12 protein-coding genes are annotated in these 15810 nt (G+C 71.7%); 7 read left to right on the top strand and 5 right to left on the bottom strand.

Features of this window, described 5'->3' with window-relative positions; all coding sequences use genetic code 11:
• Positions 1-83: 83 nt before the first annotated feature.
• Complete coding sequence (locus ACFZDE_RS15025) at positions 84-1886, bottom strand: coagulation factor 5/8 type domain-containing protein (RefSeq protein ID WP_391200142.1); 1803 nt, start codon at positions 1884-1886, stop codon at positions 84-86.
• Between the two features lie 185 nt (positions 1887-2071).
• Between ACFZDE_RS15025 and ACFZDE_RS15030 the strand changes: the two genes are divergently transcribed.
• From ACFZDE_RS15030 to ACFZDE_RS15045, 4 genes are read left to right on the top strand one after another with little or no spacing between them, the layout of a single operon-like run.
• A complete protein-coding gene (locus ACFZDE_RS15030) occupies positions 2072-3388 on the top strand; it encodes an extracellular solute-binding protein (protein WP_391200143.1) in 1317 nt (438 codons plus the stop codon).
• A gap of 5 nt (positions 3389-3393) precedes the next feature.
• Positions 3394-4383, top strand: coding sequence for an ABC transporter permease subunit (locus ACFZDE_RS15035; protein WP_391200144.1), 990 nt, complete (start codon positions 3394-3396; stop codon positions 4381-4383).
• An 11-nt stretch (positions 4384-4394) separates the two neighbouring features.
• Positions 4395-5234 (top strand): carbohydrate ABC transporter permease, encoded by an 840-nt coding sequence (locus ACFZDE_RS15040; protein ID WP_388461969.1) that lies wholly within the window; start codon positions 4395-4397, stop codon positions 5232-5234.
• A gap of 29 nt (positions 5235-5263) precedes the next feature.
• Entirely contained in the window at positions 5264-6622 is a 1359-nt protein-coding gene (locus ACFZDE_RS15045; RefSeq protein ID WP_391200145.1) for a GH1 family beta-glucosidase, read from the top strand.
• 125 nt (positions 6623-6747) lie between these two features.
• On the opposite strand, the gene ACFZDE_RS15050 is transcribed toward ACFZDE_RS15045, so the two are convergent.
• Positions 6748-7668 (bottom strand): hypothetical protein, encoded by a 921-nt coding sequence (locus ACFZDE_RS15050; protein WP_391200146.1) that lies wholly within the window; start codon positions 7666-7668, stop codon positions 6748-6750.
• Entirely contained in the window at positions 7665-8096 is a 432-nt protein-coding gene (locus tag ACFZDE_RS15055; RefSeq protein WP_391200147.1) for a hypothetical protein, read from the bottom strand. The genes ACFZDE_RS15050 and ACFZDE_RS15055 overlap by 4 nt, the downstream gene beginning before the upstream one ends.
• A 210-nt stretch (positions 8097-8306) precedes the next feature.
• Between ACFZDE_RS15055 and ACFZDE_RS15060 the strand changes: the two genes are divergently transcribed.
• Positions 8307-12083, top strand: a complete 3777-nt coding sequence (locus ACFZDE_RS15060) for a CHAT domain-containing protein (protein WP_391200148.1) — start codon at positions 8307-8309, stop codon at positions 12081-12083.
• 31 nt (positions 12084-12114) lie between these two features.
• Positions 12115-13371 (top strand): tetratricopeptide repeat protein, encoded by a 1257-nt coding sequence (locus ACFZDE_RS15065; RefSeq protein WP_391200149.1) that lies wholly within the window; start codon positions 12115-12117, stop codon positions 13369-13371.
• An 8-nt stretch (positions 13372-13379) separates the two neighbouring features.
• Here the strand turns inward: ACFZDE_RS15065 and ACFZDE_RS15070 are convergent, their stop codons facing one another.
• Entirely contained in the window at positions 13380-14003 is a 624-nt protein-coding gene (locus tag ACFZDE_RS15070; RefSeq protein WP_391200150.1) for an HD domain-containing protein, read from the bottom strand.
• A 170-nt stretch (positions 14004-14173) separates the two neighbouring features.
• Between ACFZDE_RS15070 and ACFZDE_RS15075 the strand changes: the two genes are divergently transcribed.
• Complete coding sequence (locus tag ACFZDE_RS15075; RefSeq protein ID WP_391200151.1) at positions 14174-14716, top strand: hypothetical protein; 543 nt, start codon at positions 14174-14176, stop codon at positions 14714-14716.
• An 18-nt stretch (positions 14717-14734) separates the two neighbouring features.
• Here the strand turns inward: ACFZDE_RS15075 and ACFZDE_RS15080 are convergent, their stop codons facing one another.
• Positions 14735-15694, bottom strand: a complete 960-nt coding sequence (locus tag ACFZDE_RS15080) for an ATP-binding protein (RefSeq protein ID WP_391200152.1) — start codon at positions 15692-15694, stop codon at positions 14735-14737.
• Between the last annotated feature and the right edge of the window lie 116 nt (positions 15695-15810).

Below are 15810 nucleotides of genomic sequence, written 5' to 3' on the forward strand. Positions count from 1 at the left end.
CCCCTCCCTTCCGTACCCGAAGGGAGGGGCCCGCCGGGGGTCCGCCCTGTCCCGCGAGCTACAGATCCGCACCGCCCCGCGGGCTACGGGTACGACACCACCGTCGACGGCACCGTGGACGTCCCCGACGTGGGCGAACCCGTGTCGTTGATGACCCGCTCGTACTGCCCGTTGCCCCCCAGCGAGACCACGAGCAGGTCGTGGAAGCGCACCCCCGGCCGGTTCGGCGCGGCGAAGCCGTGGTGCTGCACGATGGCCGGATCGACGTTGTAGTAGCAGTAGCTGCCCAGGCCCCAGCCCTCGTGGGTGGTGACACCGTCCCCCACCCGGTAGGCGGCGTAGCCCTTGACCCCACCGTTCTGGATCGCGGCCTGGTCCGGGGCGTCGTACGCCTTCTCGTTCTGGTAGAAGATCGTGCGGCCGCGCTCGCCGAACCACTGCACGTCGTACTTGTTGAAGTGCTCCACGAACAGCCCGGTCGCCAGTACGTCATGGCCGTTGACGACGACGCCGTAGTCCGCGCGGTTGGTCTCCCAGCCGACGCCGTCGCCGTGGTCGGCCCGCCAGACCCAGGTGTGGTCGACGATGGTGTGCCGGCTGTTGACGACCATGCTGGTGGTCGCTTTGCCCGGGCCCGCCCCACCGATGCGGACGAACACGTCCTGGACGGTCGTCGGGTCGGCGGAATGGTCGCGCCGGGCGCCCCGTGGGCCGATCTCCAGCAGGGTGGCGGAGTTGACCGGCCCCGCGTCGACGAGGAATCCGGCCAGGCGTACCCCGTCGACGTCGGCGACCTTCAGCGCGGTGACGCCGCCCACGGGGATGAGCGTGGCGTATCCCAGGCCCAGCACCACCGTGCCGGGCCGGTCGACGCGCACCGGCTGGTCGAGGTGGTAGATCCCCGGCGTCAGCAGCAGGTGGAGGCCCTGGGCGAGAGCCTGGTTGAGGGTGGCCGCCGATACACCGGGCTTGGCGACGTAGAAGCGCGACAGGGGCAGCGAGGTGCCGCGCGGGGTGCCGTTGCCCCAGGTGACGCCCCTGGCATCGGTCCGCTTCTCCGGCAGGAAGACGCGGTACTCGCTGCCGCTGAGGTACAGGAACGGCTTCTCGCGGGAGACCGGCGTGGTGTCCAGCGTGGTGTACGGCGGGTTCGGGAAGCCCTGCGCGGGGGCGCCCTCGACACCGGAGAACACCATGTTCCACACGCCGTTGAGCCAGCCGCCGATCGCACTGTCCCGGGTGTACCACTGCTGCTGGGAGTACGGCTGCACCTGGCCGTCGATCCGGCTGTCGGCGATGTAGCCGCCGCTGGACCAGCCGTAGCCGGTCGGGGCGAGGTTGAGGTTGCCGCGGATGTGCATCCGGCGGAACGGGGCCGCCTGCGAGACCGCCCAGCGGTTGGTGCCGTTCACCGGGACGACCGCGAGGTTCTCCGCCGAACGCCAGAAGTTCTGCGTGGCGTTGCCGTCGAACCAGCCCGCGTCGACCGTGATGTCGCCGTTGATGGTGGTGTCGTCGGGGGAGAGGCCGAGGCCGGAGATCGAGGTGTAGAAGCCGATCTGTGCGTTCAGGCCGTGATAGGTGCCGGGTTTGAACAGCAGCTGGTAGCGGCCGGTGCCGAACTGGGCCGACTCCTGCCGGCGGAAGATCTCGTCGAGCCGGCCCTGGATGTTCGGGGTGGCCGGATCGAAGACCAGCACGTTCGGGCCGAGGTCACCACCACCGGGCAGGGCGCGCGGCCTTCTGCGCACCGGCGTCTTCCGGGCGTCGGGGGCGGCGGAGGCCGTGCCGGGCAGCGCCGCGAGCGCGGACGCGGCAACGGCGGCGCCGAGGACGGCCCGGCGGCCCGGGGCGGGCAGGCGGGATGACGGGGAGTCAGGGTGCATGGGGCGGCTCTCCTGGTTCAGGAAGTGAACGGAGTGGGGTGCGGCGAGACTTCCAAGAGTGTGTCCAAACCCTTGACGAGACCGCCTTCCGAGGATTAACTCACGTCCTAAATTAAGCCATGACGGCTACCTTCCCCGGTCCCGCGGAGGGACGCCGTACTCCCGGAAGAGAGCCAGGAGCAGCCATGCGCAGCATCCGAGCCGCGGCGGCAGGCGCCGTCACACTGTCACTCGCCCTCGCGGCCACGGCCTGCGGAGGCGGCTCCGCCACCGGCGGCGGATCGAACGATTCGCCGAAGACGCTCACCTACTGGGCGTCCAACCAGGGCGCGAGCATCGAAGTCGACAAGAAGGTTCTCCAGCCCGAACTCGACAAGTTCGAGAAGCAGACCGGCATCAAGGTGAAGCTGGAGGTCGTCCCCTGGTCGGACCTGCTGAACCGCATCCTCACCGTCACCACCTCCGGCCAGGGCCCGGACGTGCTGAACATAGGCAACACCTGGAGCGCCTCGCTCCAGGCCACGGGCGCGCTGCTGCCCTGGGACGCGAAGAACTTCGGCAAGATCGGCGGCCGGGACCGGTTCGTCGACTCGGCGCTCGGCTCCACGGGCGCCAAGGGCAAGGACCCGGCCGCGGTGCCGCTGTACTCGATGTCGTACGCGCTCTACTACAACAAGAAGCTGTTCGCCGACGCGGGCATCTCCAAGCCCCCCGCCACCTGGGACGAACTCGTCGCCGACGGCAAGAAGCTGTCCAAGGACGGCAAGTGGGGCCTGGGCATGGAGGGCTCGAACCCCTCGGAGAACATCCACCACGCCTTCGTCTTCGCCGAGCAGCACGGCGCCGGCTTCTTCACCCCCGACGGCAAGGCCGACTTCACCCGGGACGGGACCGTCGCCGCGGTCAAGCAGTATGTCGACCTGATGGCCAAGGACAAGGTCATCGCGCCGGGCAACGCCGAGTACGCCCAGAACCAGTCCGTCAGCGACTTCGCCAAGGGGAAGACGGCGATGCTGCTGTGGCAGTCCGCGTCCGCCAACCTCGAGTCGCAGGGCATGAGCAAGGACGACTACGGCATCGCCCCCGTGCCCGTGCGGTCCGGCACCCCCGGCACCGGCCGGCAGGTCAACTCGATGGTCGCCGGCATCAACCTGGCGGTCTTCAAGAACACCGACAACCTCGACGGCGCGGCCGCGTTCGTGAAGTTCATGACGAGCGACGCCGAGCAGAAGATCCTCAACAAGGCCTACAGCACCATCCCGCCCGTCAAGTCGGCCCAGTCGGACCCGGCGTTCGCCACCCCGGCCAACAGCGTCCTGAAGGACACCCTGGCCAAGAGCGCCGTCGCACTGCCGCAGGTCGCCGACGAGTCACAGTTCGAGACCGCCGTCGGCACCGCCATCAAGGGCCTGTTCGCCGACGCGGCCGCCGGCCGCCCGGTCACCACCGGCTCGGTGAAGGCCGCCCTGCAAAAGGCCCAGCAGCAGATGCCGGCGGCCTGAGCGACATGACGACCACTGCCCAAGCCGAGAGGCCGGCGGTCCGCAAGAACCCGCCCGGCGCGACACGCGGCCCCCGCCGCCGCACCGGGCGGATCCACCGCGTGGGCCTGCCCTACCTGCTGCTCCTGCCCGCCCTGCTCCTCGAACTCCTCGTCCACCTGGTGCCGATGGTGATCGGCATCGTCATGAGCTTCAAAGAGCTCACGCAGTTCTACATCCGCGACTGGGGCGCCGCCCCCTGGGCCGCCCTCGACAACTACAGGGTGTCGGTGGACTTCGACGCCCCGGTCGGCGAGGCACTGCTCCACTCGTTCCTCGTCACCCTCGCCTTCACCGTGCTGTCGGTCGGCCTGTGCTGGCTGATCGGCACGGCCGCGGCGGTCTTCATGCAGGACTCCTTCCGTGGCCGCGGCCTGCTCCGGGCGCTGTTCCTGGTGCCGTACGCGCTGCCGGTCTACGCGGCCGTCATCACCTGGGTCTTCATGTTCCAGCACGACAACGGCCTGGTGAACCACGTCCTGCACGACCAGCTCGGCCTCACCGGCAAACCGTCCTTCTGGCTCATCGGCGACAACAGCTTCATCGCGCTGCTGACGGTGTCGGTGTGGAAGGGCTGGCCGTTCGCCTTCCTCATCGTCATGGCGGGCCTGCAGAACATCCCGGGCGAGCTGTACGAGGCCGCCGCCCTGGACGGGGCCGGCGTCTGGCAGCAGATCCGCCGGATCACCCTGCCGTCCCTGCGCCCGGTCAACCAGGTCCTGGTGCTCGTCCTGTTCCTCTGGACGTTCAACGACTTCAACACACCGTTCGTGCTGTTCGGCAGGACCGCGCCGGAGGCCGCCGACCTCATCTCGGTGCACATCTACCACGCGTCGTTCGTCACCTGGAACTTCGGCACCGGCTCCGCGATGTCCGTTCTGCTGCTGCTGTTCCTGCTGCTGGTCACGGGCGGCTACCTGGCGCTCACCTCGCGCGGACGGAGAAAGGCCTCATGACCACGTCCCCCATGGCCCCGCCCCGCTCTTTCCTGTGGTCCCGGCGGATCTTCCTGACGCTGCTGACGGGCTTCGTGCTGGTGCCGGTCTACGTCATGGTCTCCAGCTCGCTGAAGCCCCTGGCGGACGTGACGGGGAAGTTCCGCTGGCTGCCGAGCGAGCTGACGATCCGCCCGTACATCGACATCTGGTCGACGGTCCCGCTGGCCCGCTACTTCGTCAACTCCCTGGTCGTGGCCGGGGCGGCGACGGTCTGCTCGGTGGTCATCGCCGTCTTCTCGGCCTACGCGGTCAGCCGCTACGACTTCCGCGGCAAACGCGTCTTCACCGTCACCGTCCTGTCCACGCAGATGTTCCCCGGCATCCTCTTCCTGCTGCCGCTGTTCCTGATCTACGTCAACATCGGCAACGCGACGGGCATCGCCCTGTTCGGCTCGCGCGGCGGCCTGATCCTCACCTACCTCACCTTCTCCCTGCCGTTCTCCATCTGGATGCTGATCGGGTACTTCGACTCGGTGCCGCGCGACCTGGACGAAGCGGCCCTGGTCGACGGCTGCGGACCGCTCGGCGCACTGTTCCGTGTCGTCGTCCCGGCGGCCGTGCCCGGCATCGTCGCGGTCGCCGTCTACGCCTTCATGACCGCCTGGGGCGAGGTGCTGTTCGCCTCGGTGATGACCAACGACACCACCCGCACCCTCGCCGTCGGCCTCCAGGGCTACTCCACCCTCAACGACGTGTACTGGAACCAGATCATGGCCGCCTCGCTGGTCGTCAGCGTGCCCGTGGTCGCGGGTTTCCTGCTCCTCCAGCGCTACCTGGTGGCCGGCCTGACGGCGGGAGCCGTCAAGTGACCGACTCGCCCGTTCTCGAAGGGACTTCCGTGACCATCGACCTCGCCGCACTCCCGCACGACTTCCTGTGGGGCACGGCCACCTCGGCGTACCAGATCGAGGGAGCCGTCGCGGAGGACGGCCGCTCGCCGTCGATCTGGGACACGTTCTCGCACACCCCCGGCAAGACCGCCGGCGGCGACCACGGCGATGTCGCCTGCGACCACTACCACCGCTGGCGCGAGGACATCGCCCTGATGCGCCGGCTGGGCGTGAACGCCTACCGTCTGTCCATCGCCTGGCCACGCGTCGTCCCGGGCGGCGACGGCCCCGTCAACGCCAAGGGCCTGGCCTTCTACGACGAGTTGATCGACGCCCTGCTGGAGGCGGGCATCACCCCGTCCGTCACCCTCTACCACTGGGACCTGCCGGAGACGCTCCAGGACCGGGGCGGCTGGCCCGAGCGCGACACCGCGTCGGTGTTCGCGGAGTACGCCTCGGTCGTCGCCGGGCGGCTGGGTGACCGCGTCTCGCACTGGGCCACCCTCAACGAGCCCCTGTGCTCGGCGTGGATCGGCCACCTCGAAGGCACGATGGCCCCCGGTCTGACGGACCTCACGGCCGCGGTCCGCGCCTCCTACCACCTGCTGCTCGGCCACGGGCTGGCCACCCGGGCCATCCGCGCGGCGGCCCCGTCGGCGCGGGTCGGCATCGTCAACAACCTCTCCACCATCCACCCCGCGACCGACCGCCCCGAGGATCTCGCCGCCGCCCGCCGCATGGACGGCCACACCAACCGCTGGTGGCTCGACCCGGTGCACGGCAGGGGCTTCCCGTCGGACATGCGCGAGCTCTACGGCGTCGACCTCCCGCAACGGGCCGGCGACTCGGCGGCCATCGCCGCCCCGCTGGACTGGCTGGGCCTGAACTACTACTTCCCGCAGACCGTCACCGACGATCCCGAAGGCCCTGCCCCGTACGCCCGGGCCGTACGCCGTGACGGCGTCCCGCGCACCGGCATGGACTGGGAGGTCGACGCGGACGGCATCGAGTCACTGCTGCTGCGGCTCACCGAGGACTACGGGGCCCGCCGACTGTACGTCACGGAGAACGGCTCGGCCTACCCCGACGTCGTCCGCCCCGACGGCACGGTCGACGACCCCGAGCGGCAGGAGTACCTGCTGGGCCACCTCGCCGCCTGCGCCTCAGCGGCCCGCAAGGGCGCCCCGCTGGCCGGCTACTTCGCCTGGTCGCTGCTGGACAACTTCGAGTGGGCGTACGGGTACGAGAAGCGGTTCGGGCTCGTGCACGTGGACTACGCGACGCAGCAGCGGACGATCAAGGGCACCGGGTACCGGTACGCCGATGTCGTCCGGGCCCATCGCGGTCAGGTGCGCGAGGCGGCCTGACTCCCGGAACGCCGTGGTGGGTGGGATGCGGGAGTCCACGCCCACCACGGCTTCGTCGGGTCGTTGCCGTGGAGCCGGGGCCGGGCGGTGGAGCAGACGAGGGGCTCTTGCGGCCTGTCCCCTCCCTACGAGGCTTCCGTCTCCTTCCGCAGCAGCCGCGTGAGGCGTTCGCCGAGCGCCCGGTCGCCGACCCCCTCGCACTCGACGCCCAACGAGGCCGCCACGTCACGCACATGCAGGTCGGCCAGGGCTTCGGTGAGTTCGGCGAAGGCCTCCGCGGCCGCGCGCCCGCGCCACACGCCCGAGGCGACGGCGACGCCCCCCGCGAGCGCCGCCGGCCACCACCACAACGCCAGCACCAGATACCCCACCCCCCAGGCACACAGGCGGGCCGAGGCGCTCAACCGGGTTCGAGCGGCCTGCAGTTCGGCACGCGTGCCGTCGGCGGCCAGCAGCCACAGATAGGGCCAGGCGGCCGCCAGGTCCAGGCGGCGGGCGCGCCAGAGCCGTTGAGCGGGCGCGGCGAGGCGGTCGCCCATCCCGAAGGGGTGCCGGGGCGGTGCCGAGCTGATGCGGCCGCGCTCGGCGTGACGGCGCTCGGCGATGTCGGTGAGCCGGTCGGCGCCGTCCGCTCCCTCGATACGGGCCCGGCCCGCCGCCACCAAGGCGGTGCGGAAGACGGCGTCGGCCTCGTGCCAGCGGCGTGACCGGCGGTCGGCGAGGTACCGCAGCACAGGCCCGTGCGGCTCCGCGCACCACAGGAGTTCCACGCCCGCGCCCAGAGCCTGGGCGGCCGCGCCGGCCACCGCCGCACCGGCCAGCACGCCCGTCGCGACGAGGGTGATGGTCCCGGCGCTGCGGGAGGCGGGGGAGGCGGCGAGGGTGTCGAGCCAGGCCCCCAGCCGCTCCACGTCGTACCAGTGCTCGTGGCCGAGGACCATGGCCGTGGTGCAGGCGGCGAGGAAGAGCAGCCCCGGCAGAGCCAGCGCGGCCAGCCAGCGTTCGGCGATCCGGCCGCCCAGCGCGCTCAGGAAGGCGCTGGTCACCGGAGGGGGACCGTGCGCAGCGGCTGCCCGAAGATCCGGCAGCCGGGGTGCGGGGCGTCGTCGCCGGGTGCCTCCACGCGACCGCAGTGACCTCCTGGGCAGGCGAGCACGTGCAGCGGCGGATGGTGCCCCCCGGCGATCGGGAGCCGCTGGTAGCCAGGTGTGACCGGCGTGGGTGTGGAGCGGTAGGAGCCCAGTCCGGCGCTGTACCCGGCCGCGAGCAACTCCTCCTCCAACTCGTCGAAGGAGTCGTCGAGTTCCCCGGGGGCCCGCCCGGTACGCAGTTCCGCGGTGATGGACTCGATGAGCCGCTGCCCTCGCTCACCGAGCCTCAGCGATCCGGGGGCGTCCGTCAGTCGTCGGCAGAGTTCGCCCAACCGGGCGTGTCCGCCTCGGGATTCGCCTCGCCCGCCGGTCTCGATCCCCACCGTTCCCCCTCGGACGCCGGATGTCGGTCGGCGGCGATTGTACGTCGGCCTTGGTCAGGCTTCCGCGGGTTGTGCGTAGGGTCCTTCAGCGGGCTCGCCGAGGCTCGTCGGCCCCTTCGGTGCCGGACGGCTCGTTCGCTATCGTGAGCAGGGGCCGCCGCGCAGCGCCGAGGGGCCCCGGTCACGGCGGTGTGACACCCGGGGGTGGGCGTGTTCAACGCGAGTCGCGCGCGAGCGGCGGACGGACCGGACGACGAATCGCACGCCGACCGGCTGCTGCTCCACCACCTCCGTACGGGCGACCGGCAGGCCCTCGACCAGGCGATCACGCTCTACCGGCAGGTGCTCGCTTCGGAGCCGCCGGACACCGTACGGAACGCCGTCCGGGCCGCCAACCTGATGGTCGCCCTCCAGTCCCGCTACCAACTGCTGTGGCAGCCATCCGACTTGGAGGCGCTGGTCGACCTGGGCCGTGAAAGAGCGGCGTGCGAACCGCCCCGCTCGCAGGACGTACGGCTCCTGGGCCTCGCCTACCAGCAGAGGTTCGCGCTGCACGGGCGGCCCGACGACCTCGACCGCGCGGTGGAGACGTTCGACCGGGCGGCCCGCCTGCCGCAGGATGCCGAGACCGCGGCGCAGTCGCTGGGCGCACTGGGGGAGGTGCTGCATCTGCGGCACAAGATCACCGTGGAGCGCGGCGCCGGGGCCCATGCGGAGCCCCGGACCTCGGGGCACCGGGACCGCGGTGAGGTCCATGCGGAGACCCGGGCCCCGGGGTTCCGGGACCGTGGCGCGGTCCATGCGGAGATCCGGGCCCCGGGGCCCGGGGCTCGCGGTGAGGTCCATGCGGACACCACGGGGCATCGGGACCGTGGCGCGACCCATGCCGCGACCCATGCCGCGACTCATGCCGAGTCCCATGCCGCGACTCATGCCGAGTCCCATGCTGAGACCCGGACCATGGGGCTCCCGGACGGAGACACCGCCGCTTCCGTCCCCACGGACGACCTCCTTCGCGCGACCGATGCCCAACGGCGCGCGCTCCACATGCTGCCGGGCGGCTCGGACGACCGTCCCGCCTATCAGAGCAACCTCGCCGCGATGCTGTTCGACGCGTACCAGGCGGACGGGGATCCCGGCACCCTGCGGGAGGCCCTCGAACTGTGGCGCGCAGCCCTGGCCGCCGTCCCCCAGGGGGAGCCCGGGGAGTCAGCCCGCCTGCTCATTCTGCGCAACCTCGCCCAGGCCCTGCGCGAGTGGCACGAGCACGCCCCAGAGGAAGCCCACCGGGCGGAGATGCTGCGCGTGCACCGCGAGGCCCTGGCCGCATGCCCGCACGGCCACCCGAAGCGTGCCGAACTGCTCGCCGGCCTCGGCGTCGCCCTGCGCCTCACCGCCGAGGCCACCGACGAAGTGGCGTCGCTGGAGGAGTCCGCGGCGTTGCTGCGCGAGGCCCTGGCCCTGATCCACGCCGGTAGCCCGGAACACGCCAGGAGACTGAACAGTCTCGGGAACACCCTGCACCGGCTGGCGCAGCGGACCGGTGACGCGACCCTGCTGGACGAGGCCGTCGCCACCCTGCGCAGGGCTCTGGCGGAGCAGGAGCCGGGCACGGACATGTACGCCGGGACCCTGGCGAACCTCGCCGTCGCCCTGCGTGAACGCGCCCTCCAGACCGACGATCCGACCGCCCTGCGGGAAGCCTCCCGGCTGGCCAGGGAAGCACTCCATGCACCCCACGCATCCCCCGCCTCCCAGGCCGCACGGCTCGGCAATCTGGGGGTGGTCCTGCAGAGCCGGCACGGCGCGACCGGAGACACCTCGACCGCCGACGAGGCGATCGAGGTGGCCCGTCAGGCACTCGCCCTGATGCCCCCGGCCGGGCCACAGCGCGCCGACCGGCTGAACCATCTCGCCAACGCCCTGCGGGCCCGGTTCGCGTCCACCACCGACGTCGCAGACCTCGACGAGGCCGTAGAACTCCTGGAGGAAGCCGCCCGGCAGGTGCCCTACGGCGATCCGGCACTCGGGGTGGTCCTGTCCAACCTCGGCTCCGCCCGGCTCACCAAGCACCACGTCACCGGCATGCCCGGCGTGTTGGAGCAGGCCCTCAGCGAACTGGGCCGTGCCGTATGGGCCGTCACCGAGCACACCTCGATCCACGGCACCTGCCTGAAGGCGTACGGCGACGCCCTGCGGGCCCTGCACCACCGGGACGGCGACCCGGGAGTGCTGCGCGCCGCCGAGGACGCCTACCGGCAGGCCGCGGAGACCAGGTCCCTGCCCACTCACGAGAGGGTTCTCGCGGCCTGGGAATGGGGCGCCGCCGCAGCGGACGGCGACCGGTGGGACGACGCCCTGCCGGGCTACGAACTGGCCCTGCGGCTCCTGCCCTTCGCCGCGTCCGGCCGACTGGTCCGCAGCGACCAGGAACGCGGTCTGTCCCGGGTGCGGGGCCTGGCCGCCGAGGCCGCCGCCTGCGCGGTCAACGCCGGTCAGCCGGAGCGCGCGGTGCTGCTGCTGGAACAGGGCCGGGGCGTCCTGCTGGGCCGGACCATGGCCACCCGTGACGGGCTCGGACGGCTGCGCGACGCCCACCCCGCTCTCGCCGAGCGCTTCGGCGGACTCCGGCAACGGCTCGACGCTCTCGATGCCGCCGCCGCGGACACCGCCCAGGACCTGCTGCCGGGGGCGGACACCACCGACCTGCGCCACACGCTCGCCGCCGAACTGGAGCGCCTGGTCGCCGAGATCCGGACGCGGCCCGGCTTCTCCGACTTCCTCGGCGCGCCCGCCATCGAGACGCTGCTGGCCTGCGCCGACCAGGGCCCGGTGGTCCTCGCCTACTGCAGTGACTTCCGCAACGACGCGCTGGTGCTGCGGGACGGCGTCGTCCTCCTCGTTCCACTGCCGCACGCCACCCCGCAGGCCGTCGCCGAGCAGGCCGACCGTCTGGAACGGGCACTCGCCGACGCGGCCGATCCCAGCCGTGACCGGGCGGCCCAGCAGACGGTCGGCGAGGTACTGGCCTGGACCTGGGACCACGTCACCGGCCCCGTGCTCGACCGGCTCGGGTTGCACGGGCCCACGCCCGGCGGCGCGTGGCACCGGCTGTGGTGGTCGCCGGGAGGCGCGCTGGCCTCGCTGCCGCTGCACGCGGCCGGTCACCACAACGCCCCGGACTCCGCACCGGACGGCGTTCTGGACGGCGCACCGGACGTCGTACTGGAGGGCGTACCGGACGTCGGGTCCGTGCCCGCCCAGGTGGCGCCCGGGCCGGGACCACGGTCCGTGCTGGACCGGGTGGTCTCCTCCTATACGCCGACAGTCGGAGCTCTCCGATACGCCAGGGCCCGCGCTGCCGCCCCCCGTCCGCACGGCCCGGTGCTCGCCGTGGCGCTGCCCGAAACCCCCGGTGCCCGGCCCCTCGGCGGCGCGAGGCGCGAGCTGGAGGTGCTGCGCGGCCTCCTGCCGACCGAGGTGCTGTCCGAGGAACGGGCCACCTTCGAACGGGTGATGGAGGCCCTGCCTCGCCACCCCTGCGTGCACTTCGCCTGCCACGGGGTCAGCGAGCCCGCCGACCCCTCGAACGGCCGGCTCCTGGTGCACGACCACGCGACCCGTCCGTTGACGGTCCGCGAGATCTCCCGCCTGGAGCTGCCCTCGGCGCGGCTCGCGGTGATCTCCGCGTGCGAGACGGCGCGCGGCGGCGGGGAACTGGCCGACGAGGCCATCCACCTCACCTCCGCCTTCCAGCTCGCGGGGTACGCCAACGCCGTCGGCACGCTCTGGCCGGTGCACGACGCGGTGGCCGTCCGCGTCACCCGCCTGCTCTACCGGGAGCTGAGCACCGAAGGAGCCGACGGCGGACCGGAACTGGACGACACGAGGACGGCCCACGCCCTGCACCGGGCGGTTCTGCGGTGCCGCACGGCCTTCGCGGCCAGTCCCAGCCTGTGGGCGGCACACGTGCACGCGGGCGCCTGACGACATCGGCAGCAACGAGGAGGCGGTCACGATGACCCGATGGTGGCGGCGACGCGCCGCGGGAGAGGACCAGGGCACCGGCGCACAGCCGCCGCGACCCCGACGGGAACAGGAGGATGGGCAGGAACACCGGGAACGGACGGACGCGCAACCGCCGCCGGTCCCGAACGCGCAGGAGCCCGCAGGGGGCCCCGGGAACGCGCGACGGCCGGCCGGGGGACACCTCACCATCACCGAGGTGACGGAGGGCCGGCCGGAGCAGGAGATCGCCCGCGTGGAGCTCTCCGCCGAACAGATCCACGCCATGAGAGCCCGGTCCGCCATCGACACCCTGGGTCCCGAGCACCCGGACACCCTCACCGCCCTGCGCGAACTCGCCCAGATCCTCGGATCGCTCCCGGGGCGGGGCGAGGAGGCCGTCGAGCTCTACCAGCACGTGGTCCGCACCCAGTGGACCACGCTCGGCGACCGCCACGGGGACACCCTGCGCACCTCCGTCGAGCTGGCCGAACTCCTCCATACCACCGGTCAGTTGCGGCTGTCCGAGACAGCGTGGCGGGACACCTTCCGCGCCCAGGCGGAGATACTCGGCCGTGACCACCCGGACGTGCTGCGCAGCGCCACGGGACTCGCCGCGGTCCTGGAGGACCTCGGCCGCGCCACCGAGGCCGAGCCGCTCCTGCGGGACGTCCTGGAGCGCCGTGCCCGGCAGCTCGGCCGCGACGACCCCGAGGTCCTGTCCGCCACCAACGCCCACGCCGCCTCGCTGCTCAAGTGCGGCCGCCACGAGGAGGCCGAGCGCGCCCTACGCGCCCTGGTGCCCCGGCTGGAGGACCGGTACGGCCGCGACCACGAGCGAACGACCGCCGCCCGGAGCAACCTCGGCGCCGTCCTGGTCCGACTGGACCGCCTTGCCGAGGCGGAAGAGCACATCCGTGCCGTCGTACGGTCGATGGAGGCGACATCGGGCCCGCACCACGAGTCCACCCTCACCGCGCGCAACAACCTCGCCGCCGTCCTGCACGCCCAGGAGCGCTACGAGGAGGCCGTGCCCATCCTGCGGGCGATCCTGAACGGGCGTGTCGCACTCCACGGAGACGACCACCCGATCACGGTCGAGACCCGGGACAACCTGGCCAACGTGCTGATCGACGTGGGCCCCGCCCGTCACACGGAGGCCGCCGAACTGCTGGAGCGCTGCGTACGCGACTACCGGCGCACCTACGGCCCCGGGCATCCCCGCCTGCGGTCCGCCGAGGAGAAACTGGCCTGGCTGCGCTCTCCTTGACTCGACTTCTACGCCCGAACGGCGGCCGTGGCGGGGCCACCCTTCGCCTCGGAGCCCGGTACCGGCCCCGTGAGGTCCGGATCGCCGAACTGCGCGCGCAGTGCCTGGAACGCGGTCACCTTGTCCGCGCCGAACCGGCCGATGTGGGCGGCGTACTCGTCGGGGGAGAGGAACGCCGAGGGCCGGGACTTGGTGTGGAACTTGTCGGCGTACATCACCAGCTTCTCCTCCGCCGTCTCCGCCAGGTAGTCGGCGGGAGGGAGGGGCAGTCCCTGGTCTGCGATGTCGTGCCGCGTGAGTCCCACTCCCGTGTGGTGGGAGCAGAAGCGGCGGAGGACGTCGGGGAAGCCCTCTGCTTCGAGGATCTCGTGGCCGAGCATGCCGTGCCGGATGTAGTTCGGGTGGTCCAGGCGTCCCTCGGCGTCGTAGAGGCGGTAGACGCCGATGTCATGGAGGAGGCAGCCGGCGCGGACCAGGTCGGCGTCGAGGTGAGCGAGGTGGGGCGCGGAAAGCAGCTGCTCGGCGATTCCCCAGACGATCTCGCAGTGCGTGTGGACGAGGGCGAACGCCTCGGCGGTGGGCGCGTACTTTTTGTGCAGCGCCTGGATTTCGGCGGGGTCCGGAATGCTCACCGCAGGAGGGTAGCAACCGGCGCTACAGCTGGGTCGCCGGTGAACACGCTGCCTGTTTTCACCCGATCGGGTGGTGCTGCGAACAAGCGGGCACGGGGCGGGTGGCCGGGCCGTTCGAACGGGTGACGGGGACTTCCCGTCGACAGCGATCACCGCAGAGGGAGCACACCATGGGCCTGCACTTCCATCGCAACCCCGACGGCACGACGACCGGGCGCAACGAGGCCAGTGGCTTCACCATGACGCATGCCGACGAAGAAGAGGTCAAGCGGCGCTTGTACGAGGACGCCGGGTGGGAGTACTCACCTCCACCGCCTCCGGTTCCGCCCGGGTTCCACCGGTTCTCCCTGGTGCACGAGGAGCTGCGGGCGTCGGGGTTCGGGGACGAGAGGTACGCGGGGCTGCGGGCGCGCCCGCCCGAGGGGTGTGTGCCGGTCGACTGGGGTTGCTTCGCCCTGGAGTGCGAGCGACCAGGTAAGACGCTCGTGGACGCGGTCGCCGGCACCGTCGGGGAGATCCGGCGGGAGCACGGGCTGGTGATGAACAGCCTGGGGATCGAGAAACCCGACGAGTGGTTCGACGCCGACCACAAGGACGGGCACGCGGCGAGGACCGTCGCTCACCTGGTTCTGACGGCTGCCGCCCGCGCCCCACTGCTCGGGTACGGGCGCAAGGACCTGGTCCGGCTGCTCGATGCCACGGGGATCGAGTAGCGGGGGAGGGGATTGCCCTCAGGTCTGGGCCGTCCGCCCCGGCACGAAGTCCGGATCCACCTGTGCCGCCAGGTCCTCGCCCGTCCGCGCGTCGGCCCAGGCCCGGACGTTGCGCAGATGGAACTCGACCGCGTGGCGGTGGAGGCGGTCCCAGTCGCGGGGGTGGGAGTCGACGGCCTCACGCAGGACGCGGAGGGCATGGCGGTTGTGCGGTTCCAGTGACGCCAGGGCGTGCGGGCCGGGCTCGGTGCGGCCCTGCTCGGCCGCGCGGACCCAGGGGGAGTGGACCAGGTGGGTCAGGAGGTCGTCACCCACCTGCTCCTTGAGGAAGAGCAGATCGTCCTCACAGGTCACCTTGTTGCCCACGACCGCGATACGGATCCCGAACTGCTCGGCGTGGTCGCGGTACTGGCGGTAGACGGAGACACCCTTGCGGGTGGGTTCCGCCACCAGGAACGTGATGTCGAAGCGGGTGAACAGACCCGAGGCGAACGCGTCCGCGCCCGCCGTCATGTCGACCACGACGTATTCACCGGGGCCGTCCAGCAGGTGGCTCAAGTACAGCTCCACCGCACCCAGCTTGGAGTGGTAGCAGGCCACGCCCAGGTCCGACTCGTCGAACTCGCCCGTCACCATCAGGGGGACGCCGCCCGCCCGCCCGAGGTGCCGCCCGTGCAGCTCGTCGTCGCCGAGCGGGCGGAGGAGGCGTGAACCGCGGCCGGGCGGGGTCGTCTTGATCATCGCCTCGGGGGAGGGGATACGAGGGTTGTCGCCCCGCAGGAGGTTCTTGATCTCGGACAGGTGGGTGCCCAGGGGAGGCGCGGGCACCTCCTCGCCGCCGAGCGCCTCGGCCAGGTGCTGGTTGATGTCGCCGTCGATGGCGAGGACCGGGGCGCCGGAGCGCGCCAGGTGGCGGGAGAACAGTGCGGACAGAGTGGTCTTGCCGCTGCCGCCCTTGCCGACGAACGCGATCCTCACGACCGCTCCACCTTTTTGAAAACGGATGTCATGTGACTAGATTTAGGGAGTGCCCTGTGTCAGTGTCAAATTGCCTACTCCGTCCGGGCTTTCGTGGCGCCGGTTCAGGGCGGCTG

Source organism: Streptomyces sp. NPDC007929, assembly GCF_042959065.1.
Taxonomy (GTDB): Bacteria; Actinomycetota; Actinomycetes; order Streptomycetales; family Streptomycetaceae; genus Streptomyces.